The organism is Chryseobacterium sp. ON_d1 (assembly GCF_006829085.1).
In the GTDB taxonomy this organism is placed as follows: Bacteria; Bacteroidota; Bacteroidia; order Flavobacteriales; family Weeksellaceae; genus Chryseobacterium.
The window spans coordinates 203,156-227,367 of the sequence record NZ_BJTC01000010.1 but is presented as its reverse complement, the minus strand read 5'-3'; the positions used below and the strand labels follow the sequence as shown (position 1 = coordinate 227,367).

The 24,212-nt window shown below is 37.0% G+C and carries 23 protein-coding genes; 19 read left to right on the top strand and 4 right to left on the bottom strand.

The features are described from left to right. The first annotated feature begins 185 nt into the window (after positions 1–185). The 13 genes from CRS_RS16905 to CRS_RS16845 all read left to right on the top strand — a co-directional run bounded on the left by CRS_RS16905 (position 186) and on the right by CRS_RS16845 (position 15,254). Entirely contained in the window at positions 186–1,712 is a 1,527-nt protein-coding gene (locus tag CRS_RS16905; protein WP_142725191.1) for a helicase HerA-like domain-containing protein, read from the top strand. Positions 1,713–1,855: 143 nt separating this feature from the next. Then, complete coding sequence (locus CRS_RS16900) at positions 1,856–3,079, top strand: PolC-type DNA polymerase III (protein WP_142725190.1); 1,224 nt, start codon at positions 1,856–1,858, stop codon at positions 3,077–3,079. Positions 3,080–3,338: 259 nt separating this feature from the next. Then, positions 3,339–4,541, top strand: coding sequence for a diaminopimelate decarboxylase (gene lysA, locus CRS_RS16895; protein ID WP_172617097.1), 1,203 nt, complete (start codon positions 3,339–3,341; stop codon positions 4,539–4,541). Positions 4,542–4,781: 240 nt separating this feature from the next. Further along, positions 4,782–6,515, top strand: a complete 1,734-nt coding sequence (locus CRS_RS16890; protein WP_142725188.1) for a thiamine pyrophosphate-dependent enzyme — start codon at positions 4,782–4,784, stop codon at positions 6,513–6,515. A gap of 163 nt (positions 6,516–6,678) precedes the next feature. After that, positions 6,679–7,125 (top strand): hypothetical protein, encoded by a 447-nt coding sequence (locus tag CRS_RS16885; protein WP_142725187.1) that lies wholly within the window; start codon positions 6,679–6,681, stop codon positions 7,123–7,125. Between the two features lie 17 nt (positions 7,126–7,142). Continuing rightward, entirely contained in the window at positions 7,143–7,868 is a 726-nt protein-coding gene (locus CRS_RS16880) for a hypothetical protein (RefSeq protein ID WP_142725186.1), read from the top strand. Positions 7,869–7,951: 83 nt separating this feature from the next. Next, complete coding sequence (gene miaB / locus CRS_RS16875) at positions 7,952–9,388, top strand: tRNA (N6-isopentenyl adenosine(37)-C2)-methylthiotransferase MiaB (protein ID WP_142725185.1); 1,437 nt, start codon at positions 7,952–7,954, stop codon at positions 9,386–9,388. 78 nt (positions 9,389–9,466) lie between these two features. Then, positions 9,467–9,916 carry a hypothetical protein gene (locus CRS_RS16870; RefSeq protein ID WP_142725184.1) on the top strand — a complete coding sequence of 150 codons (450 nt, stop codon included), beginning with the start codon at positions 9,467–9,469 and terminating at the stop codon, positions 9,914–9,916. Then, entirely contained in the window at positions 9,888–10,685 is a 798-nt protein-coding gene (locus CRS_RS16865) for a tetratricopeptide repeat protein (RefSeq protein ID WP_142725183.1), read from the top strand. Before CRS_RS16870 ends, CRS_RS16865 begins: the two co-directional genes overlap by 29 nt. 36 nt (positions 10,686–10,721) lie before the next feature. Then, positions 10,722–12,014, top strand: coding sequence for a sigma-54-dependent Fis family transcriptional regulator (locus tag CRS_RS16860; protein ID WP_142725182.1), 1,293 nt, complete (start codon positions 10,722–10,724; stop codon positions 12,012–12,014). 13 nt (positions 12,015–12,027) lie between these two features. Next, a complete protein-coding gene (locus tag CRS_RS16855; RefSeq protein WP_142725181.1) occupies positions 12,028–12,732 on the top strand; it encodes a hypothetical protein in 705 nt (234 codons plus the stop codon). Continuing rightward, positions 12,722–13,273, top strand: a complete 552-nt coding sequence (locus CRS_RS16850; RefSeq protein ID WP_142725180.1) for an LptE family protein — start codon at positions 12,722–12,724, stop codon at positions 13,271–13,273. The genes CRS_RS16855 and CRS_RS16850 overlap by 11 nt, the downstream gene beginning before the upstream one ends. Position 13,274: 1 nt before the next feature. Next, a complete protein-coding gene (locus CRS_RS16845) occupies positions 13,275–15,254 on the top strand; it encodes a hypothetical protein (protein WP_142725179.1) in 1,980 nt (659 codons plus the stop codon). Between the two features lie 37 nt (positions 15,255–15,291). Here CRS_RS16845 and CRS_RS16840 read toward each other — a convergent pair whose 3' ends face one another. The 4 genes from CRS_RS16840 to CRS_RS16825 all read right to left on the bottom strand — a co-directional run bounded on the left by CRS_RS16840 (position 15,292) and on the right by CRS_RS16825 (position 17,895). Then, on the bottom strand, positions 15,292–15,900 hold the full coding sequence (locus CRS_RS16840) for a DUF4126 domain-containing protein (protein ID WP_142725178.1): 609 nt from the start codon (positions 15,898–15,900) through the stop codon (positions 15,292–15,294). 279 nt (positions 15,901–16,179) lie between these two features. Further along, positions 16,180–16,551 carry a ribonuclease P protein component gene (rnpA, locus tag CRS_RS16835; protein ID WP_142725177.1) on the bottom strand — a complete coding sequence of 124 codons (372 nt, stop codon included), beginning with the start codon at positions 16,549–16,551 and terminating at the stop codon, positions 16,180–16,182. Beyond that, positions 16,551–17,276, bottom strand: a complete 726-nt coding sequence (locus tag CRS_RS16830; RefSeq protein ID WP_142725176.1) for a ThiF family adenylyltransferase — start codon at positions 17,274–17,276, stop codon at positions 16,551–16,553. The genes rnpA and CRS_RS16830 overlap by 1 nt, the downstream gene beginning before the upstream one ends. Further along, positions 17,269–17,895, bottom strand: a complete 627-nt coding sequence (locus tag CRS_RS16825; RefSeq protein ID WP_142725175.1) for a TatD family hydrolase — start codon at positions 17,893–17,895, stop codon at positions 17,269–17,271. Before CRS_RS16825 ends, CRS_RS16830 begins: the two co-directional genes overlap by 8 nt. 97 nt (positions 17,896–17,992) lie before the next feature. On the opposite strand from CRS_RS16825, the gene CRS_RS16820 reads away from it, so the two are divergent. The 6 genes from CRS_RS16820 (at position 17,993) to CRS_RS16795 (ending at position 24,153) form a co-directional block, all read left to right on the top strand. After that, positions 17,993–18,622 (top strand): TetR/AcrR family transcriptional regulator, encoded by a 630-nt coding sequence (locus CRS_RS16820; RefSeq protein ID WP_142725174.1) that lies wholly within the window; start codon positions 17,993–17,995, stop codon positions 18,620–18,622. 103 nt (positions 18,623–18,725) lie between these two features. Further along, entirely contained in the window at positions 18,726–19,721 is a 996-nt protein-coding gene (locus CRS_RS16815) for an outer membrane protein assembly factor BamD (protein ID WP_142725173.1), read from the top strand. A 42-nt stretch (positions 19,722–19,763) separates the two neighbouring features. Continuing rightward, positions 19,764–20,087 carry a DNA-directed RNA polymerase subunit omega gene (locus tag CRS_RS16810; protein WP_027378789.1) on the top strand — a complete coding sequence of 108 codons (324 nt, stop codon included), beginning with the start codon at positions 19,764–19,766 and terminating at the stop codon, positions 20,085–20,087. A 122-nt stretch (positions 20,088–20,209) separates the two neighbouring features. Then, positions 20,210–21,415: a bifunctional phosphopantothenoylcysteine decarboxylase/phosphopantothenate--cysteine ligase CoaBC gene (gene coaBC / locus CRS_RS16805; protein WP_142725172.1), complete on the top strand. Its 1,206-nt coding sequence runs from the start codon at positions 20,210–20,212 to the stop codon at positions 21,413–21,415. A gap of 36 nt (positions 21,416–21,451) precedes the next feature. Further along, positions 21,452–22,357 (top strand): DUF4835 family protein, encoded by a 906-nt coding sequence (locus CRS_RS16800; RefSeq protein ID WP_142725171.1) that lies wholly within the window; start codon positions 21,452–21,454, stop codon positions 22,355–22,357. A 146-nt stretch (positions 22,358–22,503) separates the two neighbouring features. After that, positions 22,504–24,153 carry a DNA repair protein RecN gene (locus CRS_RS16795; protein ID WP_142725170.1) on the top strand — a complete coding sequence of 550 codons (1,650 nt, stop codon included), beginning with the start codon at positions 22,504–22,506 and terminating at the stop codon, positions 24,151–24,153. Positions 24,154–24,212 lie beyond the last annotated feature (59 nt).

Below are 24,212 nucleotides of genomic sequence, written 5' to 3'. Positions count from 1 at the left end.
GAGAATACTGTTTTATATCATGTTTCTTTATAAAAATGAAGCTGTTAGTAAAATATAATACCGATGGTTTCAAATTTGCTTGTGCAGATAAGGCTTTTTTCAGAAAAAGCAGATAGAGTTAATTAGAAAATATCCTGAATATTTTCCAAAAAATTTTATATTTATAAGTTGAAAAAACAAATCAGATGGCAGACAAAGCACAATTTATTGAAGAATTAAACACTAGATATACTCCTAAAGGAGAACATATTATATTAGGAAAAGGAATGTTGGATGGAGAAGTGGTTCCGGAAGTAAACGTAACAATTCCTTTGAAAACAATCAACCGTCATGGTCTTATCGCAGGAGCTACAGGAACTGGTAAAACGAAAACATTACAGGTGTTTGCAGAACAGCTTTCTCACGCAGGAATTCCCTCTCTTGTTCTTGATATCAAAGGAGATTTCTCCGGGATTGCAGAGGCAGGGCAAATGAACCCCATTATTGAAGAAAGATATGCCAAAACACAGCTGCCCTACAACCCACAAGGCTTTCCTGTAGAATTGATGAGCATTTCCGGAGGAAAAGGTGTGAAATTAAGAGCCACTGTTACAGAATTCGGTCCTGTTTTATTAAGCAAAATTCTTGAGCTTAATGACACTCAGCAAAGCATTATGTCTATTGTCTTCAAATACTGTGATGATAAAGGACTTCCTTTGATTGATCTGAATGATTTGAAGAAGGTATTACAATACGTGACAGATAATGCGCAGGGAAAAGCTGAGCTTGCTGCCAATTACGGATCTATAGCACCGGCATCTCTCGGAACAATTTTAAGATCTATTGTTGCTTTGGAGCAGCAGGGAGCAGCAGATTTCTTTGGAGAATTAAGTTTTGATGTTCAGGATTTACTGGAAACGAGAGATGGAAAAGGGGTTGTCAATATTTTACGAGTATCAGATATTCAGAATAAACCACAGCTTTTCTCCACGTTCATGCTTTCGCTTTTTGCCGAAATTTACATGACTTTCCCGGAAGAAGGGGACAGTGGAAAACCAAAACTGGTATTATTCATTGATGAAGCGCACCTGATTTTTGATGAGGCATCCAAGGCGCTGCTTTCACAAATTGAAACCATGGTGAAACTGATCCGCTCCAAAGGGGTGGGAATCTATTTCATTACCCAGATTCCTGGAGATGTACCTGAAAATGTGCTTTCTCAATTGGGACTGAAAATACAGCATGCACTGAGAGGTTTTACAGCAAAAGATAAAAAAGAGATTACAAAGGCTGTTGAAAATTATCCTACAACAGAATATTATAATGCTTCCAGCCTGATCCAGAATTTAGGAATTGGGGAAGCATTTGTGACTGCATTGGATGAAAAAGGGATTCCTACACCCTTAGTGCATACGTATCTGATCTCCCCGGAATCCAGAATGGATGTTCTGAGTGATGCGGAAATCTCTGACCTGACCTCCAGATCAGCATTGGTTGCCAAATACGAGCAGGCTGTTGACAGAGAATCTGCTTACGAAATGCTGACCAACAGAATGGAACTGGCAGCTCAAAACCCTGCGCCAACTCAAAAAACAAAACCGGTGAAAGAAGAGCCTGGAATGTTTGAACAGGTACTGCAGAGTAAAGCAGGCCGTACTTTTACCAATACATTAATGAGAGAAGGGGCAAAAGCAATTCTCGGAATGTTTGGCCTGGGGGGCAGAAGAAGATAATTTTGAAGGATGACCTGCTATATTTTGCTATTTTTTTTGTTATTTTAGCAGGTTATCATTATAACATTAATAATAAAGCAGGGTTTATTGGGGAAACCATAGGCTTTCAATATAAACGACAAACAGCAGTTAACACACATTCAATGTATTCAATTATAGATATAGAAAGTAATGGTGCAGGTTATAGAAATGAATGCATTATAGATATCGCCATCTACAGATATGATGGTCAGAAAATCACTGACCAGTTTATATCTCTGGTAAATCCGGAAGGTGATATTACCCCTTTTGTTCAGAAGCTGACCAGTATTACCCCAAAAATGGTCAAAACTGCTCCGAAATTCCATGAAATTGCCAAAAGAGTTATCGAAATAACTCAAAATACAACATTGGTAGGCCATAACATCGACTTTGATTACAGGATGTTGCGTCAGTCATTCAAAAGGCTTGGTTATGATTTTAAAATCAATACTTTAGATACAATTCCATTAGCGAAAAAACTGATTCCTGATGAGGTAAGTTACTCATTGGGCAAACTGGTGAAGTCTCTTGGGATTCCTTTGACTAACCATCACAGAGCGGAAGGGGATGCCAGGGCCACGTTGGAACTTTTTAAACTTCTGGTTTCAAAAGATACTGAAAATGAGATTATTCAGAAGCAGCATGAAGAGTCCAATGCCAAGACTTATATCAATAAAATAAAAGAACTCACTCAGGATCTTCCTAATGGTAAGGGATTTGTGTACTTTCAGGATGAAGCAGGACGCATTATGTTTTCCGATTATGTTCAGGATATCAATAAGTTTTCTAAAAAAGTGTTCAATTCCAAATCAAAAAAATGGGAACAGATTCAGAAAGATGTTGAGCAGATTAATTTTGAGCTTACCGGAACGGATATCATTGCCAAACTGATTCTAAACTCCAAGAATATTAAAAAGAAAGAAGTTCTTCCTTTCGGTTTATATTTCAGAAACAATAAGTATGTTGTGGAGAAAAACAAACTCAACAAAACAGAGAAGCCTGTCTTAAAATTCAGATCATTTACCCAGGGAACAAAAGCCGTTCAGTTTATTGGTTCTCAGGAAGAGTTTAATGATTTTTCTATATTGAAGCAGAAAATAGAATTCAGAAAAAGAAATGAGCTTTGGCTGGGACAAGGAAGAAAGCTGGGTGAAAAATTATTTTTAATTGTTGAAAACGGGAAAGTGGTTTCTTTTGGTTTTTATGAGCTGTTTACACAGATTCAGACTCTGAGTAAGCTGGCTAAACTGAAAATTGATCTCCAGCTATCATCTGCTGATTTGAATAACGAATTGCAGCTGGCGCTGCTTCGCGGTGACTTTGAAACCTTGCCGCTGCCAAAATGATATAGCAATTAGCACTTTGCCGCTTTCTTCAGAAGAAGTGCCTTTCAAATCATTTTTTTAGAATAAAAAAATAAATAGTATTTTTGCAAAAAATAAATACGAGCAATGCAAAATTTTAAACAAAATAAAACTGGAAAAAAGGGGGCTGTAAAGTTCTCTAAGGTTTGGAATATTTAAAAGACTTGTCTTGCATAAAAAATAATCAATGTGGCAGGCTCTTTTTCGAAGAATCTGCCTTTTTTTATGTTAAAATGAAATTATGAATTCAAAAGAATTATTAAAGATTGCCAATGAGTTTGGCACACCAGTGTATGTTTATGATGCTGAGTCCATCAAAGTTCAATACGAAAAACTTACCTCTTCTTTTTTAAAACATACAAAGTTCTTCTATGCAGCGAAGGCATTGACAAACATCAATATCCTTAAGTATGTCAAGAACCTGGGTGCTTCTTTGGATTGTGTATCTATTAATGAAGTTAAACTTGGATTAAAGGCAGGGTTTTCGAAAGAAAGGATATTGTTTACTCCAAATTGTGTTGACTTGGCTGAAATAGAGGAAGCAATGACTTTTGGAGTTCATATCAATATTGATAACATCTCTATTCTAGAGCAGTTTGGAAATAAATTCGGAAATTCTTATCCTATTTTTGTAAGAATCAACCCGCATATTTTTGCAGGAGGTAACTATAAAATTTCAACCGGCCATATAGACAGTAAGTTTGGGATCTCAATTCACCAGCTTCGTCACATTGAAAGAGTGATGAAGAGTACCAATCTTAATGTTGAAGGGCTTCATATGCATACAGGAAGCGAAATCAAAGATCCGGATGTGTTTCTGCAGGCCCTGGATATCATGCTGGAACTTTCCGAGCATTTCCCGAACCTGAAATACCTGGATATGGGAAGTGGTTTCAAAATCCCTTATCAGGATAGTGAAGAAGAAACTGATGTAAGAACATTGGGAAAAAAAGTAGAAAAAGTAATTTCTGAGTTCTCGAAGTCTACCGGAAAAAAATTCGAACTATGGTTTGAACCGGGGAAATTCTTAGTAGGAAAAAGCGGCTATTTATTGGTTAAAGCTAATGTAATCAAGCAGACTACAGCTACTGTATTTGTTGGGGTGAACTCAGGATTTAATCACCTGATCCGTCCAATGTTTTATGATTCTTATCATATGATTGAAAACCTGTCCAATCCAAAAGGAGCAGAAAGAATTTATACGGTAGTAGGAAATATCTGCGAAACAGACACATTCGCCTGGGACAGAAAACTGAATGAAGTAAGAGAAGGGGATATTCTTGCCTTCCATAATGCGGGAGCTTATGGTTTTGAAATGAGTTCAAACTTCAATTCAAGATTAAAGCCTGCTGAAGTGTTATTCCTAGATGGTAAAGCTCACCTGATCCGTAAAAGAGATGAATTTGAAGATCTGCTGAGAAATCAGATCGAAATCGTCATGTAAATCTGAAACGTATTATATAAACAGCCGCCTTTTTGGGTGGCTGTTTTGTTTTAAATTTCTTTTGTATTTAAAACCTGGGAAGTTTAAATGGGCAGAGAATTCAAAATTAAATTACAAGTTTTTAACATTGAAAGCGGGCCGGAGTTTCAACTTTATTAACTAAATTTGATAGTGATAAGGGTTTTTTAAGCTATCACAATTCTATTTTCATAAAAGAACAACCACCAAAACATATTGATTATGGCCAAAAATATAGCAGAGCAGATTGTTGAAATGCTCGAAAATGCCAATGTGAAAAGAATTTATGCAGTAACCGGCGACAGTCTCAACCATCTGAATATTGCCGTTAAAAAGAGCAGTATCCAATGGATTCATGTACGTCATGAAGAGGTAGGAGCATATGCTGCCGCTGCAGAGGCAGAGTTGGATGGGCTGGCTGTATGCGCGGGAAGCTGTGGGCCGGGGCATGTTCATCTGATCAATGGAGTTTATGAGGCACATCGTTCGCATGTTCCAATGCTGGTAATTGCTTCTACAATTCCCAGTGACGAAATGGGAATGGATTACTTTCAGGAAACCAATACAATAAAATTGTTTGACGACTGCAGTTATTATAATCAAATGATTACAAGGCCGGAACAGGTACAGAGAACTGTTCAGACGGCTATTCAGCACGCTATTTCCAAAAAAGGAGTTGCTGTGATAGGTCTTCCGGGAGATGTGTCAGAGCTGGAAGCGGAAGAAGCAACAACTTCAGCACAGATCTTTAAGACCAATCCTGTCATAAGACCTTCGGATGGCGAGTTAAAAAGCTTGTCATCTCTTATAAACAGCAGTAAAAAAGTAACATTATATTGCGGAATCGGTGCGGCTAAAGCAAGTGAAGAGGTGATTACATTATCAAAGCTTCTGAAAGCACCTGTAGGATATTCGTTCCGTGGGAAAATGGCCATTCAGCCAAATAATCCAAATGAGGTGGGGCTGACAGGTCTGTTAGGGTTTCCTTCCGCTTATCATGCTATGCATGAAGCAGACCTGGTGATACTTTTGGGTACAGATTTTCCGTATCAGAAATTCATGCCTGTAAAAAATAAAATTGTACAGATTGATGAAAGTCCCGAAAGATTGGGAAGAAGAGCAAAACTGGAATTGGGCCTTACCGGCGATGTCAAAGAAACCATAAAAGTATTACTTCCTCTGCTGGAAGAAAAAACAGATGTCCATTTCCTGAATGAGCAGCTTGCATTTTATGATAAAGTGAAAGAAAGTCAACTGGAATATGTAAAAGATTTTGGAAAAGAGAATGCAATCCAACCGGAATATGTGGCACATACACTGGACAGGCTGGCAAAAAATGATGCTATTTTCACTGTGGACACCGGAATGTGCTGTGTGTGGGGAGCCCGGTTTATTACCGGAACCGGACAGAGGAAAATGCTGGGGTCATTTAACCACGGGTCAATGGCCAATGCTATGCCGATGGCGATTGGAGCTGCTTTGGCCCATCCTGAAAAGCAGATTATAGCGATGTGTGGCGATGGTGGTTTATCGATGCTATTAGGTGATATGGCAACTATTTTTCAGTACAAATTACCGATAAAACTGATTGTTTTCAACAACAGAACCCTGGGAATGGTAAAGCTGGAAATGGAAGTAGGAGGAATGCCGGATAATGAAACGGATATGATCAATCCTGACTTTGCAATGGTGGCTCATGCAATGGGCTATCCCGGCAAAAATGTGCACCTGCCGGAAGAGGTGGAAGGAGCGATCAAAGAATGCCTGGATCATAATGGACCTTATCTTCTGAATATTTTTACAAATCCCAACGCTCTGGCCCTTCCTCCGAAGATTGAATTTGACCAGATCATGGGAATGACCAAATCTATGGCACAACTGATGCTGGGGGGTAAAATGGATGAGGTTTTTGAAACGGTAAAAACCAATTACAAACATCTTAAAGGATTGCTGTAAAATTAAAAATTAAAAAATATTATGGGTTTTAGATCCCCTGTTTAAAAACTTCATGCTTTGTGTGAAGTTTTTCTTTTTTATAAATAAGCTAAATATTTACCTTTGTTTATTATTAGTAAATAAAACTATGAGAGCTATATTTTTATTTTTAGCATTATGTGTAATGAATTTTTCATTCGCGCAGGATCAGGAAGAACGCGATGATTCTTTTATCAGAGAAAGCAATAAAAATGTTCTGAAAATAGACATTAAAGAACCTTTTATGCAGATTGCCGTGAAATGTAATGATTTCAAACCGGCAGCTTATGAAGGAGGTGTTGCTGCTTACAAAGATATTCTGAATAAATATATGTATGCCTATCTGAATTCTGATTTCTATGCCCTTACAGGTGACTTTACTTTTACGCTGGTGCTTGATGCCAAAGGAAAAGTAATTGATGTGAAAGGAATGCCTAAAGTGGCCAACAGCGAAGTTTTCTTTGACGACATGCAGTATGTAGTAAGAAGAATCAAAAAAAACTGGACTCCGGCTTCCTGTAACGGACAGCCTGTGGCTTCACAGATTAAGGTTAAAATGAACTTCTCTTCAATGTCAGCTGATATCGATTAAATAATTTAAACACAATAATGAAAAAAACTTTTTTTATCTTTTTTCTGGCTTTTGTATCTCTGTATAAAGCTCAGATACTTGATGAATATCCTGATAAACAGACCTTTTATGAAGGAGGAATGGTTAATTTTTACAAAGATGTTCACGAATTTCTGATCAATAGTAAATTAAAGGAATGTGATGATAAAGAAATTTACCAGCCTAGAATTATCATTACCGAAAGATCTGAAGTTAAATTTATTAAAGATCAGGATACTGCTAATATTGCAAGAAACAAATGTGCATATGATCTGTCACGGGAAGTTCTTAGAAATCTTAAAAAATGGAAGCCGGCAGAAGCAAAAGGCTGGAAAATTGGAGCTATTACCGAATTTATTTTATACCCAAAAGATTTGATGAGCAATTATCAACCGGGTTATGACGCCAACAAATTTGTAACGCATACCAAATACCCTGAAGGATCAAAAGCTTTTCATACATTGTTCCATGACAATTTTATGATGATTTTTGAAGATTATCAGCTTAACGGAAAGGTAAATCTGGAATTTTATATCAGTAAAAACGGACATATTATTAATCCCAGAATTTATCCTGAGGTTTATAACCAAAATTTCAATAATGATTTTATGAGAACTCTTACAAGGATGAAAAAGACATGGATACCAGCTTTCTATAAAGATATTCCTATTGTTGAGAGGATTTCATTTCCTGTACAGTTTTCAATAACATTTACTGAAAGATAATCCTGACATTCTGTCACAATATTTTGTATCTTTGCAGACTTATTTGTTCGTAATTGGATACTACGGACTCTAAATTGATTATCGTGCAGGAAAAATATATAGACGAAACAAAGCAGGGCGAAGCTTTTGCTATTGCCGAAAGACCGGAAAATTCTAAAAAACTGTTTTTGGAAAGTTATGGTTGTCAGATGAACTTCTCTGACTCTGAGATTGTTGCATCCATTCTTAATGAACAGGGATATAATACAACAATGAAAGTGGAAGAGGCTGACCTGATTCTATTAAATACATGTTCCATCCGTGAAAAAGCAGAGCAAACGGTAAGAATGCGTCTTTCCCAATTCAAAAATCTTAAAAAAGAGAAACCGAATATGACGGTGGGAGTTTTGGGATGTATGGCGGAAAGGCTGAAAACCAAATTCTTAGAGGAAGAGCAGTTGGTTGACCTTGTCGTAGGCCCGGATGCTTATAGAGATTTACCTAATCTTTTAAAAGAAACTGATGATGGAAGAGATGCAATCAACGTAATCCTGTCCAAAGAAGAAACTTATGCAGACATCAATCCTGTTCGTTTAGGAGGAAACGGCGTTACTGCTTTTGTTACCATTACAAGAGGCTGTGATAATATGTGCACGTTCTGTGTAGTCCCTTTTACCAGAGGAAGAGAAAGAAGCCGTGATCCACACTCTATTATTGAAGAATGTAGAGATCTTGCCAATAACGGATATAAAGAAATTACCCTTTTAGGACAAAACGTAGACTCTTACCTGTGGTATGGTGGAGGCCCTAAAAAAGATTTTGCCAAAGCGTCTGAAATGCAGAAAGCAACGGCAGTTAATTTTGCACAATTACTTGATCAGGTGGCCAAAGCTGTTCCTGAACTGAGAATCAGATTCTCCACTTCAAATCCTCAGGATATGAGTCTTGATGTATTCAGGATGATGGCAAAACACGAGAATATATGCAAATATGTACACCTTCCTGTACAAAGCGGCAGCAACAATATGCTGGCAGCCATGAACAGACAGCATACCCGTGAGGAATACCTTGATCTGATCAGAAAAGCAAAAGAAATTGTTCCTGAAGTAGCCTTTTCTCAAGACATGATTGTCGGTTTCTGTAATGAAACAGAAGAAGACCATCAGGATACCTTAAGCCTGATGAGAGAAGTGGAATATGATTACGGTTATATGTTTGCTTACTCGGAAAGACCCGGAACTCCAGCTCATAAAAAAATGGAAGATAATATTCCTGCTGATGTGAAGCAGAGACGCCTTGCTGAGGTTATTGCTCTTCAGGGAGAACTTTCCAAACAAAGAATGAAATCCTATGTTGGAAGAGTTCATCAGATACTGATTGAAGGAACTTCAAAAAAGAATGAAAACCAATGGAAAGGGAGAAACTCTCAAAATGCCGTATGCGTTTTCGATAAACTGGAAGGACAGAAAATTGGTGACATGGTGAATGTTTTTGTGTATGACAATACACAAGGCACACTTTTAGGGAGAACCACAGAATAAAATTAAGTTTTGATCAAGGCGGTTTATCTTTTGGCCCTGTTTTCCTTTGTTATGGTTTGCTGCCAGACAGAAAACAAGGTGAAAAAATATCCGGCTACTGTAGGTGATACTGAGTTTGATAAAAAGCTGGATGATGCTGATTTTAAAAAATGTGGCTCAGAAAAATGGGGACATTTCAGCTTTCAGTATTACCAGGGCGCCAAGCAGTTTAGTTACAAAGGAGAAAAGATCGCGATCACTGAAAAACTTAAAAAAGAGAATATATATTCAGAAAAGTGTATCAACGGTTATATTACCGTAAGATTTTTAGTAAATTGTGAAGGAAAGACAGGCTTGTTCAGAGTACAGCATATGACCATGGATCTGAAAGATTCTGAGCTGGATGCAGAGTTGGAGAACAGGCTGTTGCAATTTACAAAATCACTTAATGGCTGGATGCCTAAAGAGATAAAAGGTTTAAAAGTAGATTATTATCAGTATTTAACCTATAAAATTGAAAATGGAAAAGTTTCAGAGGTATTACCTTAGCTTTTTGCTACTTATAGTGTACACCAATACTATTGCACAGGTTAACTGTAATGCAGTAGAGGGGGAGAACTGCAAAAAAGCATGCGAGCTATACAACTGGGCTTCAGATTTACAAGGGTTTGCCGAATCCCAGGAAGGCTTTGATAAAGCGATTGACCTGTGCCCCGATTTCTCCCATGCTTATATAGAGAAAGCAGTTCCATATCTTAAGAATGGAGATTTTGTAACCTGGAAGATTTTAATTGACAAAGCAGTTGCTTTGGACCCTAAAATGTATCTTGGATATAGAGGATGGAGTAAGTTTCAGTTTTTAAGAGACTATCAGGGGGCTATTCAGGATTTAGAAGATTTAAAAAAATATGAATCCGGAGATCTGGGAAGGTCTCAGAACGGGGACTATAATCTGGATGTGGTAAGAGCCATGTCCTACAGTGCGTTAGGGCAGAAAGAAAAAGCCGCCGGGATTATAGAAATGCTTCTGGCTACCAGAGGTTATGTGAAGGGAATGTTTGATCATTACCAGCTGGGAGTTACTTATTTCGAGCTGGGAAGATATGACAGGGCCCTGGAAAATTTTGAAAAACAAAGCAAAGAATACGACTTTGCCGAGAATATATACTTTAAGAGTAAAGTTTCTAAGATCAGAAACAAAGATTATTTGGATTTAAAAAAGTTAGCCTTACAAACGTATGATGAAGGAAAGACGATGAAAGATGTCTATACTCATCATTTTAACAAAGTCTACAGACAACAGATTGAAGAACTGTAGAAGATTAACATTAAATCAATAATCAAAAATTTACTTATGAGCAACGAGCTACAAAACATAAAAAACCGTTTCGGAATTATCGGAAACTTTCCTGCACTCAATCGTGCCCTGGAGAAATCTATCCAGGTTGCCCCTACAGATATTTCTGTACTGGTGATTGGAGAAAGTGGGGTAGGAAAAGAATTTATTCCGAAAATCATTCATTCAGAATCCAGAAGAAAACATCAGCCTTATATTGTGGTAAACTGTGGTGCAATTCCGGAAGGAACCATAGATTCTGAGCTTTTCGGACACGAAAAAGGAGCTTTTACAGGAGCAACAGCTACAAGAAAAGGATATTTTGAAGTGGCAGACGGAGGAACCATCTTTCTGGATGAGGTGGGAGAGCTTCCCCTGCAGACCCAGGTACGTCTTTTAAGGGTTTTGGAAAGTGGTGAATTTATGAAAGTGGGTTCTTCACAGGTTCAGAAAACCAATGTTAGAATTGTGGCCGCTACCAACGTTAATATGATGAAGGCCATCCATGACGGGAGATTCCGTGAGGATTTGTATTATCGTCTGAATACTGTTCAGATTGATATGCCGCCTTTAAGAGAAAGGAAAGGGGATATCCATTTGTTATTCAGGAAGTTTGCAATAGATTTTGCGGAAAAATACAGAATGCCGGAGCTGGAGCTGGAGCAAAGTGCAGTTCACTATATAGAAAGCTATTCTTTTCCTGGAAATGTCCGTCAGCTAAGAAATTTAGTGGAACAGATGACCGTTGTGGAAAGAAACCGAAGTATCACAGCAGAAAAGCTTGCAGAATATATTCCCATGGAGACGCACCTTCCCATGGTCGTAAATAATCAGAATACTCCCAAACAGAATGATTTCGGAAGTGAAAGGGAAATCATGTATAAAATTCTGTTTGATATGAGAAATGATATTAATGATTTAAAATCATTAACTTCGGAACTGATCAAAAACAGAGGAACAGCAGATCTGAGCAACCATGAGAAAAACCTGATCAACAGGATTTATACTTCTTCTGATAACCAGTCACAGGTAAATTCAGGATCTTTACTGTATTTTGAAAATAATAATGATACACCGGCGGTTCAGACCCCGACAATCATTTCAACACCTGAAGACAGCTATGAAGATATTGAAGATATCGAGGTGGAAGAAAACAGACCAGAGTCTCTTTCTCTTCAGAACAATGAAAAAGATTTGATTATCAAAGCTTTAGAAAAACATAAGGGACGTAGGAATCGAGCTGCGGATGAATTAGGGATCTCACAAAGAACCTTATACAGAAAAATAAAACAATATAATCTGGAAGATTAGCACCACATAAATAATGAAAGTAAATTTAGTGCCTAAACCGATCAATTTTAAACTCGGAGAATATATTAATAAAGGTTTTGAACTTTTAAAGAAAGATTTCGGGAATATTTTTATAGCGTTCTTAATATGCTTTATCATGTCCATTATCCCTTTCTGCGGACTGTTAGCGATGGGTAATTTATATAAGTATCTTCAGAAGCTTAGTCAAAATCAGACAGCAAGTCCTGGAGATATCTTTGATTTTAAAGATTTTATGCCTTACTTTATGCTGCAGTTAATTGTTTTTGGTGGAGTTTTAGCGCTTTACATTCCTTTTTTTGCTGTGCTGGGCCTATCAGGTGCGTTGTCAGAGGGTAATGAGCCCAATCCAATGGTGGTAACTTTTATGTTTCCTTACTTTTTCTTAATGATTGCGGCGATATATTACTTCGTATTGAAGGGGTTTTATATTGTTCCGTTAATTAGCCTTAAGGGAGTAAAAGAAATAAAAGAGGCCTGGAATATTTCAAAAATAATGAGCCAAGGAAATCTGCTTTCAATTTTTCTTTTCTCATTGATCGTAAGTATTCTGGCACAGGTTGGAATTCTTGCATGTGGAATTGGAATTTTTCTTACTTTACCATTTTTATATACAGCAAATTATTTTGCTTTTGAAGATGCTATTCAACAAATTGAGTATGATGAAATTACGGAAATCGGATCTAAAAATGAATTTTAAAAATAAACATATCAGCCTGAAACAATCATTGCTAACAGGAATGCTTTTTGCGTTGCTAGGTGTTTTACATTCATGCTACAGCTTTACGGGGTCATCTCTTACAGATGAAAAAACAGTTCAGATCAATGAATTTCCTAATAATGCACCGCTGGTAAACCCTGCCTTATCACAACAGTTCTCTACGGCAATACAAAACAGATTTCTTCAGAGAACAACATTGAAGGGGACAAAAGAAAACCCTGATATCCTGATTGAAGGTGAGATTACAGATTATTCCATTACCCCTACTACCATCAGCTCCAATACCCAGACAAACCCTTCGGGAGGAGTGGTTCAACAGGGACAGAATAAGCTGACCATTACCGTAAAGGTACATTATGAAAATAAAATTCATCCGGAATCAAGTTTTGACAGAACCTATTCCGATGAGGCAGCGTTCAACAGTGATGTATCACTCAGTCAGATCGAAGACCAACAGGTAAAGCTGGTGACAGACAGAATTATTAATAAGATATTTAACGACATTGTAGCGAATTGGTAAGATGAATCCGAGAGTTTTAGAATTAATAAAAAATCCGAAAAATATTCAATTGGAAGACCTGGGTCTTTTGAAAGAAGAGATTCACACTTTTCCTTATATTCAGAATATCAGGGCGCTCCATTTGTATGGGGTTCACCTGTATGAAAAAGAAAATTATCAGAAAGAGCTTTCGACAACAGCAGCCTATACTACCGATAAAAAGATTTTGTACCAGCTGATCAACGGAAAAATCAGGCAGGAATCCAAACCGGAAATCGCAGGTGAAAAAGCACTTTCTAAAACAAGTGAAAAACCTGCTCCATTAGCTCTTAAAACCAAATCTTTTCCAATTAAAAGAGAAGAGGAGGTTTCGTTGGAAAATTCATCAGATGAGCCGGACAATACTTGTGCTTTATCCGTTTTACAGGAAGTTAAATATGTTTACATAAACGGAGAGCGAAACAGGATTTTATTTGAAGGTGAAGAAAATTTCCTTGATGAGCAGAATTCTGAGACTATAGATCTTGAATCTACCATTGAATCAGGAACTCTGGTAACTCAAAAGGCAGAGACAATAGTTGACGAGCCGGTTCAGCAGGAAGCAGAATCAATACAAACTGAAACAGAGGAAAAAGCAGGAGAAGAGTTTACACCGGAAATTATCATTCATGAAAATGAGATTTCCTCAGGAACAGAAGAAGAGGTAGCTGAAGAAGAAAACACAAGCTTCCATGAGGTTGATCCTTTATTACCTGAGGTAAATATTCATGAAGAAATAGCGCAAGAGCCTATAAATATAGAAACAGCGGATAATGATATCTTACCTGCTGCTGAAAACGAAGATTCTGTGAAAGAAGTATCTGATGCAGAAGTAAGTTTCCTTGGAACAGATTCTTTCATGCCGGATGTTAAAATCCAGGCAAACAATGAAGAGATTGGAGACAGGACTGAAGTTTCCCAGCCTAATGTTAATAAGCATGAGGAAGAAATGAGACGGCTGATCGAACAGGTTGAGAAAAAAATGAAGGAGACTAAAACTGCTCCGGAAGAAACAGAGCCTGAAGTCGTGGAAGATCACGGAATCAGCTTTGCTGAAACACAAAGTTTTCATTTTTGGTCAACAAGCGAAGAGAAACCTGAGGAAACTAAAGAAGAATCAGAACAGAAAGAAATTGTTGAAGATCATTTGCCTGTAGAAGAGTCTAAAGCTGAAGCTGTAGAAGAAAAAGAGGCTACTGAAGTTCAGTCTACCTGGAAGCCGATGAGCGTAGAGTCTAATTTACCGGATTCCTTAATCAGCAAGTCTGAAAAAGTATCAGCTCCTGAAATGAAAACTCAGGTAGTTGAAGCAGCTCCTGCTGCAGAATCTGAAGCGGCTGTTGAAGAGCCTCAGCTCTCTGAGGTTACTGAAAACTCCAAAGAAATAGCCCCAGAAGAAGTTCTGCAGCCCACAGAAAACTCTGCACCGGTTGAATCAATTGAAGAAGAAGATAAGGAAGCTTTAAAAGAGGATGTTCCTGTAATGAATGTTTCTTTCTTCGGAACCGATATTTCTACACTTAAGGTTGAAGAAAAGCAGAAGGAAAATAAAGAAGAACCTGTGGAAAAAGGGCAGGAGGTTACTATGAAACATACAACTCAGTCATCTGCAGACAGTAATGTTCCTGGTTTTATTAATACATGGCAAAGCTGGCTTAAGATTGACAGAACAGGGGAAGTTGAAAAGGAAAAAGCTGTAATTAAAGAAAAGGCTATTGAAACTTTTATTGAAAACAATCCTAGGATCAGTCAGTTAAAAGAAGAAAGTACTTATGTGGTTAAAGAAAAAAATGATGATATCTCTCACTTGATGACAGAGACATTGGCTAATCTCTATTTTGAACAGAAATTGTATACCAAAGCGATAAAAGCGTTTGAAATATTAATCAAAAAAAGTCCCGAGAAAAAAGAATATTTTGAATCTAAAATACAGGATATTAAGGACTTCAGAAGTAAAAGTTAAAAGAAGAAGGTACTGCGAAACAGTACCTTCTTCTTTTTTATAAATTGGGAGGATCATTTTTGCTTCCTCTTAGCTTTTTCCAGGCCCTTCGTCCAAAGACAATAACAATAATTAATATGATTATTGCGAAAATTGCTGCCATAAACGGAGCCGCCATAGCCAGTACAGACATAAGACCTGCTCCTGCCGTTTCGGTTGTTCCTACGACAGAATTTCCCAATCCTCCTGTAGTAGCTGTAGAAGCAGCCCTTATTCCGGCAAATCCGGAACTGATGGTTGCGGCTGTGCCCCCACCGGCAATTAAAGCCAATGCCCATTGTGGAAAGGTTCCAAGCTCTGTAAACTGGCTGGCAAATAATATAGATCCGGCAACCGTAGCCATTGGAATTGATACGGTATCCAGTAAATGATCAACGAAAGGAATATAATAAGCCAGAATCTCAACAACGGTAGCTATTCCTGTTGTAATAAGGGTAGGCAGACCCGCAAGCCATGCAAAATGCTCATTCATAGGAATCCAGTTGAAATAAGAGGCAAGGCTTACGATAAACATAGGGAGAAACACCCGGAAGCCGGTAGCTGCAGCCAGTCCAATGCCAATAAATGCACTGATGATATAAGAAAAGTAGGGAACATTATCTAACATATTAATTTTCAGATTTATTGTTTTCTCTAAATTACAAAAACTATATGATATTAAATGCTGCCGATTTCTAAGCCCGGGGGTTCTGTGATGTAAGGGACGAACTTTACTGTTTTCGATTCTTGGTTTATTGCGGAATCAAAATAAAGCACCTGCACAATCCTCTGTGTTTCTCTGTGTTATCCGCGGAAAAATAAAACATGCATGATTCACATAATCTGTGAAATGAAATCTTCCACAGAACTTTATCAATGTTAGTCAGGCTATTCTGATGAAAGCAGATTACTTTTTCTGCCCTTCACAAAGTTTGATGAACTGAGCTTCTACATCCTGAAATTTCGGTGGCATCTGTGGGGAAGCCCAGAATAGCATGGCTATTGTTTTATCTCCGAAAGCCTGCTTAAATAATTCCTTGTTAAGACGGTAACATTCTCTAAGCAGCCTTTTGATACGGTTTCTGTGAACTGCTCTTTTAAAATATCTTTTCGAAACAGAAACTCCAAATCTTGAGGTTTCCACAGAAATGCCAGGCTTGTCTTTCAGAATAATGACTCTCAGATTTCCACTGGTTCTCCATTTGCCTTTCTCAAAAAGCAAACTGATTTCCGTATTTTTTTTGAGCTTTTCCGCTCTGGGATATTTGGAATTCTGCATTAATCTTTTTTCACTAAATAATTGATCACTTCAGCAGCGGCATATAGCCCGAAAATGGCAGGAATAAAGCTGATGGTGCCATAGAACGATTTTTTGAAGTTGCTTCCGTCGGTCATTTTAAGACTTTCCTCCTTCTGAATCTCATTGGAGAATACACACCTGAATCCTTTATTGATTTTTTCTTTTTTCAGCCTTTTTCTTACCTGTTTTGCAAGAAAGCAGTTATGGGTTTTACTGATATCTCTTACCATTACCATGCTCGGATCGGTTTTCCCTCCGGCTCCCATTGAACTTACTATTTTAATCTTTCTTTTTCTGGCTGCTTTTATTAAACAGATCTTCGGCGTTACACTGTCAATACAGTCCAGTACATAATTGAATTTTCCTGAATCGAGTACTTCATCCATTCTTTCCGGATTCAGGAATTCGTTGATTTTCGTTAAATGAAGTTCCGGGTTGATATCAAGCAGTCTTTCTGCTACAACTTCTACTTTATGCTTTCCAACCGTGGAGTGCAGTGCGGGAAGCTGTCTGTTGATATTCGTAATATCTACTGTATCGCCATCCACAATAGTCATATTACCAACACCGGCTCTTGCCAGAAATTCTGCAGCAAAAGAACCTACGCCGCCTAAGCCAACTACTAGTACATTGGCCTTAGTCAGTTTATCCAATCCATCTTCCTTTATCAAAAGTTCAGTTCTTTCCAGCCAGTATTTATCCATTTTTTATTGTGTGTAAGTTTTCTAAAATTTGTTCATTAAGATGTTCCAAAGAAATTTTCTTTATTTCTGAAGCCTTATGGTACAATTCTTCGATATTAAAATCTTCATTGTCAGTTTCTAAAAAGATTTTGTCTAATGGAGCTTTTTTCAAAATATCCTGCAAAGATAAATTATACAAAACAGCTTTTCCAAAACTCAGATAAAAATTATTGGCAAGAAGATCTTCAGCAATTTGATGCTTTTTATTAAAACCATGGATAATCATGGGCTGGTCGGCTTTCTTTTTTAAAGATATGACCTCATAAAATTTTCTCACACAATGAATAATCATAGGCTTTTTTATTTCATTGGCTATTCTGATCTGCCGTAAAAAAACTTCCTCCTGAATTTTCTGATCAATAGAAACCAAAGAATCCAAACCGCATTCACCGATGGCAAAACAATTTTGAAATATCATGTCTTTCATCCATGAAAATTGCTTTTCAATATCCGTAATATCAATATCATGGGGATGAATTCCTATAGAATAAGGACAATCTGGAGGAATTTGGTTAATTTCCAGATTATAAATTCCGTTTCTGATATATTTCTTATGGTGGTGAAAATCAAAAAAATCCATATTCAAAAGTAAGTAATTTTCAGATTTAATCTAAAATTATTAAACGATCGTTTATAAATGTGTTAAAAATTTCTTAACTTTACTCAAAGTGCACCTCATGAAAAAAAAATTTACAGAAAAACAGATTCACATACTTGATATTGCAGAAGAACTGATTGCAAAAAAAGGATACGAAGGAACTTCTGTGAGGGATATCTGCTCCAAAGCAAATATCAATGTTGCTATGATTTCTTATTACTTCGGTTCTAAAGAGAAGATGATGTCATATCTCTACCAGTACAGGGTGCTGAAGACCAGAGAGAATTTTTCAGAATTTGCGGATACCATCAAAGATGGGAAACCGGAAATGCAGCTTCGGGAAATGATTAAATATATCGTTTCTCAACTTTTCAAGTATAACTATTTCCATGGTTTTGTGACACAGGAACTTCGCCACACAGAAAATCTGAAGGATGAATTGCTTGATTTCTATCAGTTATTTGTAAAAAAACTGGACGAAGTCATTAAAAAAGGAGTTGCTTCCGGAGTTTTTACTTTTACTCCCAAACCTGAAGATATCCTTACTATGATTATCGGATCCACTTTATTTGTCATCAGAAATAAAAACTTTTATGAGCTGTATGTCCCAAGTAAGAATGAGGAAACCTATACAAAAGAAGCAGAGAAAAAGGTGAGAATGAATCTTTTATTAAGTGTTTTTGCAATTTTGGGATACGCTGCAGACTAAAATTACGTTAAATATTCATAAAAAAAAATCTATTGACAAAAAAGTTATATTTTTGCAAATTAGTAAATCGGCTGTATAATCCGAAAACTGTTGAATTTTTTATATGAAAAAATATATTTTAGGTCTTTTTGCTGTAGCGGTAGTTACATCTTGTGTAAGCCAGCAGGAAAGAGCAATGAGGAGTGCTGATAAAGATTTTATCTTGAAGGCCGCTAATGAAAACTTTGCTAAGAAAAAGTGGAAAAATGCATTGGCTCTTTACGACAGACTTGCCAATCTTGTGGCAGGAACAGATGATTTCCCGAACGTAGGTTTCAACACAGCTTATGCCAACTATTATGACAAAAGTTATAAGCTGGCAGGTCATCAGTTTAAAAATTTCGCAGTAAGTTTTCCAAAAGATCCAAGAGCAGAAGAGGCAGCCTATATGTCTGCATTGTGCTATTATGAAGGTTCTATGGATTATAACCTGGATCAGTCAAGTACAGAATTGGCCATCAATGAACTTCAGGACTTCCTGAACAATTACCCGAATTCTGAAAGGTCTAAAAATATCAGCCAGCTAATCGATGAACTGTCTTACAAGCTTGAATTCAAAGCTTATGAAAACGGAAGACAGTACTTCAAAATGGGAGATTACAAAGCTGCCAATGTAGCTTTGGAAAATGTTTTGGAAGATTTTCCAAGTACTAAACTCCGTTCTAAAATCTATGATTATATCATGAAGTCACGTTACGAACTGGCAATGAAATCAGTATATAATCTTAAAGATGAGCGTATTGAAAGTGCGCTTACCTATACAAAACTGGTAGAAAAAGAACTTCCTAATACGGAATATTCCAAGACTGCAGCTGATATTAGAGAAAAACTGGAAAAGGAAAAACAGAACTTTGTCATTGTTAAAAAACAAACAGAAGCAAGAATGGCAGCCTTAACTGCAAGACAGAAGAAAGAGGCTGAAAAACTTGCTGATAAAGACAAAACCGACCAGCAGATTAAAGATCAGATCAGCAATGAAAAGAAAGCAATGCAGCTACAGAGGGACAGTGCAGCACTTAAGACCCCTCCTCCTGCAGCGACTTTCAAAATTCAAAGATAATTCGTAAATTTGCCATCTTAAAATAAAAATAATTTTCTCAAAATGAGTGTAAAAGATACAAAAGCAGAAGTAAATACAATTACTTACGATAAAGATAAGATTGAAGATAAAGTAGGTTCAATCTATGAAGCTATTGTTATCATGGGAAAGAGAGCAGAGCAGATCAATGCGGAGATCCGTACGGAGCTTCACAACAAATTGGATGAATTTGCCGTTCACAATTCTACATTAGAAGAGGTTTTCGAAAACAGAGAACAGATTGAGATCTCTAAACATTACGAAAAGCTTCCAAAGCCAACTTCAATTGCTATTGAAGAATGGTTAAACGAAGATATTTATTTCAGAAAAACAGAAGAGAGAAAATAATCATCTGTGTTTTAATAAATCAAGGTCATAAAGGAATTCTGTTCTTTTATGACCTTTGTTGTTTTAAAGCCTGATTGTGTGGGAAAAAATAAGTACTTTAGTATTTCAAAAATTAGAACTAAATGAGTGTTTCCGGTAAAAAGATACTTATCGCTGTTTCTGGGGGAATTGCTGCCTACAAAATTCATTTTCTCATCAGGGACTTTGTGAAAAAAGGAGCAGAAGTACAGGTTATTATGACTCCTGATGCTGAACATTTTGTAACCAAACTGAGCCTGTCTACTTTATCTAAAAAACCCGTGTATTCAGATTTTTATAGTGATAACGGAACATGGAACAGTCATGTGGAAATGGCGTTATGGGCAGATGTGATGATTGTTGCTCCCTGCACAGCGGGCACTTTATCGAAAATGACCCATGGAATGTGTGATAATCTGGTTATTGCAACCTATATGTCTGCGAAATGTCCGGTATTCATAGCTCCGGCAATGGATCTTGATATGTATGCACATCCTTCTACCAAAAAGAATCTGGAACTGGCAGAGAGTTTTGGACATTTTATTATTCCTGCAGAAAACGGTGAGCTGGCAAGCGGACTTATAGGGCAGGGAAGAATGGCAGAGCCGGCAACCATCTTTAATACGGTTGAAAAATATTTCAGCTCGGATACTCACCTGAAAAGCCTTGAGGGTAAAACTGTTTTAATTACAGCAGGCCCCACTTATGAAGCCATAGATCCGGTAAGGTTCATCGGAAACCATTCATCAGGCAAAATGGGATTTTCTCTGGCAGAAGAAGCTTCAAAAAGAGGCGCAAAAGTAATTCTGATCTCAGGACCAACATTTCAGACAATTAATGATCCAAATGTTCAGCTTTATCAGGTGACTTCAGCCAAAGAGATGCTGGCCAAAGTATTTGAATTCTATGACAGAATAGATATTGGTATTGCCAGTGCAGCTGTAGCAGACTATGCTCCCAAAGATGTCGCTAAAGAAAAAATCAAAAAGAATGATGAAAACCTGACCATTGAATTGGTTAAAAATCCTGATATTCTTAAAACAATGGGAGAAAGAAAGACCCACCAGTTTTTGGTAGGATTTGCTCTGGAAACCCAAAATGAAGAAGAAAATGCAAAAGGAAAACTGGAAAAGAAAAATCTGGATATGATAGTTCTCAATTCTTTACGTGATGAAGGCGCCGGTTTTAAAAATAATACCAATAAAATCAAAATATTCACCAAATCGGAGAAAAAGGAATTCGATCTGAAATCAAAGGATGATGTAGCGAAAGATATTCTCAATTTTGTTGAGAATCAACTTTTAAAATAATTTTAATAAATTTCCGTTCTCAATTTTTAGTAGACAATGAAAAGAATTATAAGTTTATTTTTTCTGCTTTTTATATATACCCAAAGTTTTTCCCAGGAGTTGCTGGCAACAGTGCAGGTAAACTCCCAACAGTTGGGAGGAAGTAATCAGCAGGCCTATAAAGCGCTGGAAAAAAGCCTCAGGGATTTTATCAATAATACCAGCTGGACGGGTAAAAAACTTCAGAATTTTGAAAAAATAAAATGTGGTTTTTCCATTGTAATTGCAGAAAGAGATGTCAATAAGTTCAAAGGATCTATTGTTATTCAGGCTGTTCGCCCGGTTTTTAATACTTCTTATGAATCTCCTTTACTGAATCTTCAGGACCAGCGTTTTGCTTTTGAGTATATTGAAAATGAGAGTCTTATATTTAATGAAAGACAGTTCTCAGGAAAAAATCTTACTGATGTGATCAGTTTCTATATCTATCTTATTTTAGGAGTCGATGCAGATAGTTTCCAGTCTATGGGAGGATCTCAATGGTATGCAAAGGCACAGCAGATTGCCCAGAATTCTCAAAACAGAAACTATGAAGGCTGGAATACCATTAATGAGCCAAGAAGCCGTTCTATTTTGATTAACGAAATTATGAACCCTAACTGGAGTCAGTTAAGGTCTACAATCTATACCTATCACAGAGCAGGCCTGGATAATCTTTTTAATCAGGATCAGACGGCTGGGAAAAAAGTGATTTTTGATGCGCTGATGCAGCTCAAAATGTACGAAAACAGCTTCCAGCAGGCTTTTTTCTTTAACCTGTTTATGGACACCAAAAGTGATGAAATCTTTAATATTTTCAATTCCGGAAATAACGGAGGCCTGATTCTGAATGATCTTAAACAGACGATGATTATTCTCTCCCCGAAAAATATTGACAATAAGTGGAATAAATGGAAGGTGTAAAGCTGTGATCAATAAAATCACTTGGATTGTAAAACAAAAAACAATTATAAAATTGAAGAGAAAGCCTAAAAACATTTTCTCAATTCATTAAAAAAAAACTTATTTTTACAATTCAAATTCAAACTGGACCATAACCCGGATTACCAATGCTTTCGAGAATTTACATTAAAAATTTTGCCCTGATTGATACCCTTGAAGTATCACTGAAAAATGGTTTACAGGTTATTACCGGAGAAACCGGGGCGGGTAAATCTATTATTCTAGGTGCTCTGAGACTTATTTTAGGAGAAAGAGCAGATGTAAAATCTATCGCTAAAGCTGATGAAAAAAGCGTAGTGGAAACCGAATTTTCTCTCAACAATCAGTTTAAGAAATTCTTTATTGAAAATGACCTGGACTATGAGCATCAGACCATTATCCGAAGAGAGATCCTTCCTTCAGGGAAATCCCGTGCATTTATTAATGATGTGCCGGTGACGCTGGATATTCTCAGAGAACTTTCCTCACAGCTGATAGATATCCATTCCCAGTTTGAAACATCCAATCTCTTTACATCAGAATATCAGTTTAAAATTATTGACGGGCTGTCTGATAATAAAAAGATTATCGAAGAATATCAGCAGGAATTTTCTGACTTTCAAAACCTTAAACTGCAGCTGAAAAAGCTGAAAACCCAACTTTCAGAAACTAATAAAGAAAGCGATTATAAAGAATTCTTACTTAACGAACTGGAAGAACTGAAACTTGATGATGTTGATTATGAAGATATTCAGAATCAGCTTTCTGTTCAGGAAAATGCCGGGATGATCTCCGAAAATATAAGCCAGATCTTATCTAGGTTTCATCAGGAAGAAATAGGAATCCTGTCCTTCTTTAATGAGGCTACCAATAAGCTTTCCAGAATTTCCGGAGTTTCTGCCGGTTTTGCAGAGCTTGATGAAAGGCTTGAAACCTCTTTTGTAGAGCTTAAAGACATTATTTCCGAATTGGAACATCAGGCAGAAAAGGTTGAAATTAATCCTGAGAATCTAATATATCTTACGGATCTTAATAATAAAATAAATGCTTTATTCTTAAAGCACAACGTTTCAGATCTGAATGAGCTGATCGAGATCAGGAATCAACTGGCAGGAGATCAGAAAGGAGCTTCTGAGCTGGAGTCACAGATTGAAGAAACAGAGGAAAACATTTCCCAAAAAGAAAAAACACTTCAGGGTCTTGCAGCAAAACTTTCAAAGAACAGGCACAAAAATGTTCCTGTTTTTATCAAAAAAGCAGAAAGCCTTCTCAAGAAATTAGGGTTGGAAAAAGCAAAAGTGGATATAGAATTACAGGATGCTGATGAGTTCAACCAGTTTGGAAAAGAAAATATCCAGCTGCTGTTTCAGGCCAATTCCGGCTTCCCTTTAAAACCGATTCAGACTGCTATTTCCGGAGGAGAAAGATCAAGAGTAATGCTTGCGGTAAAAAAAATCATTGCAGAAAGCGATGAGCTGCCCACTTTGATTCTTGACGAAATCGATACCGGAGTTTCCGGGAAAGTAGCGGAAGAGATCGGAAACCTTATGCGTGAAATGTCTGAAGATATGCAACTGATCGTTATTTCACACCTTGCACAGGTGGCTGCTAAAGGAAATGATAATTATAAGGTGGTGAAACAGGATATTTCCGGCAGAACTCAATCTACTATTATTCCTTTGAACAGCGAAGAAAAGCTGAATGAAATTGCCCAGCTGCTTTCCGGAAGTAAAATTACAGAAGCTGCTTTAGCCCAGGCAAAAGAACTTATCGGATAATTATAAAATTACACTTTTTCTTAAAAAAATGTAACATATTTTACATTATATTGACTAAT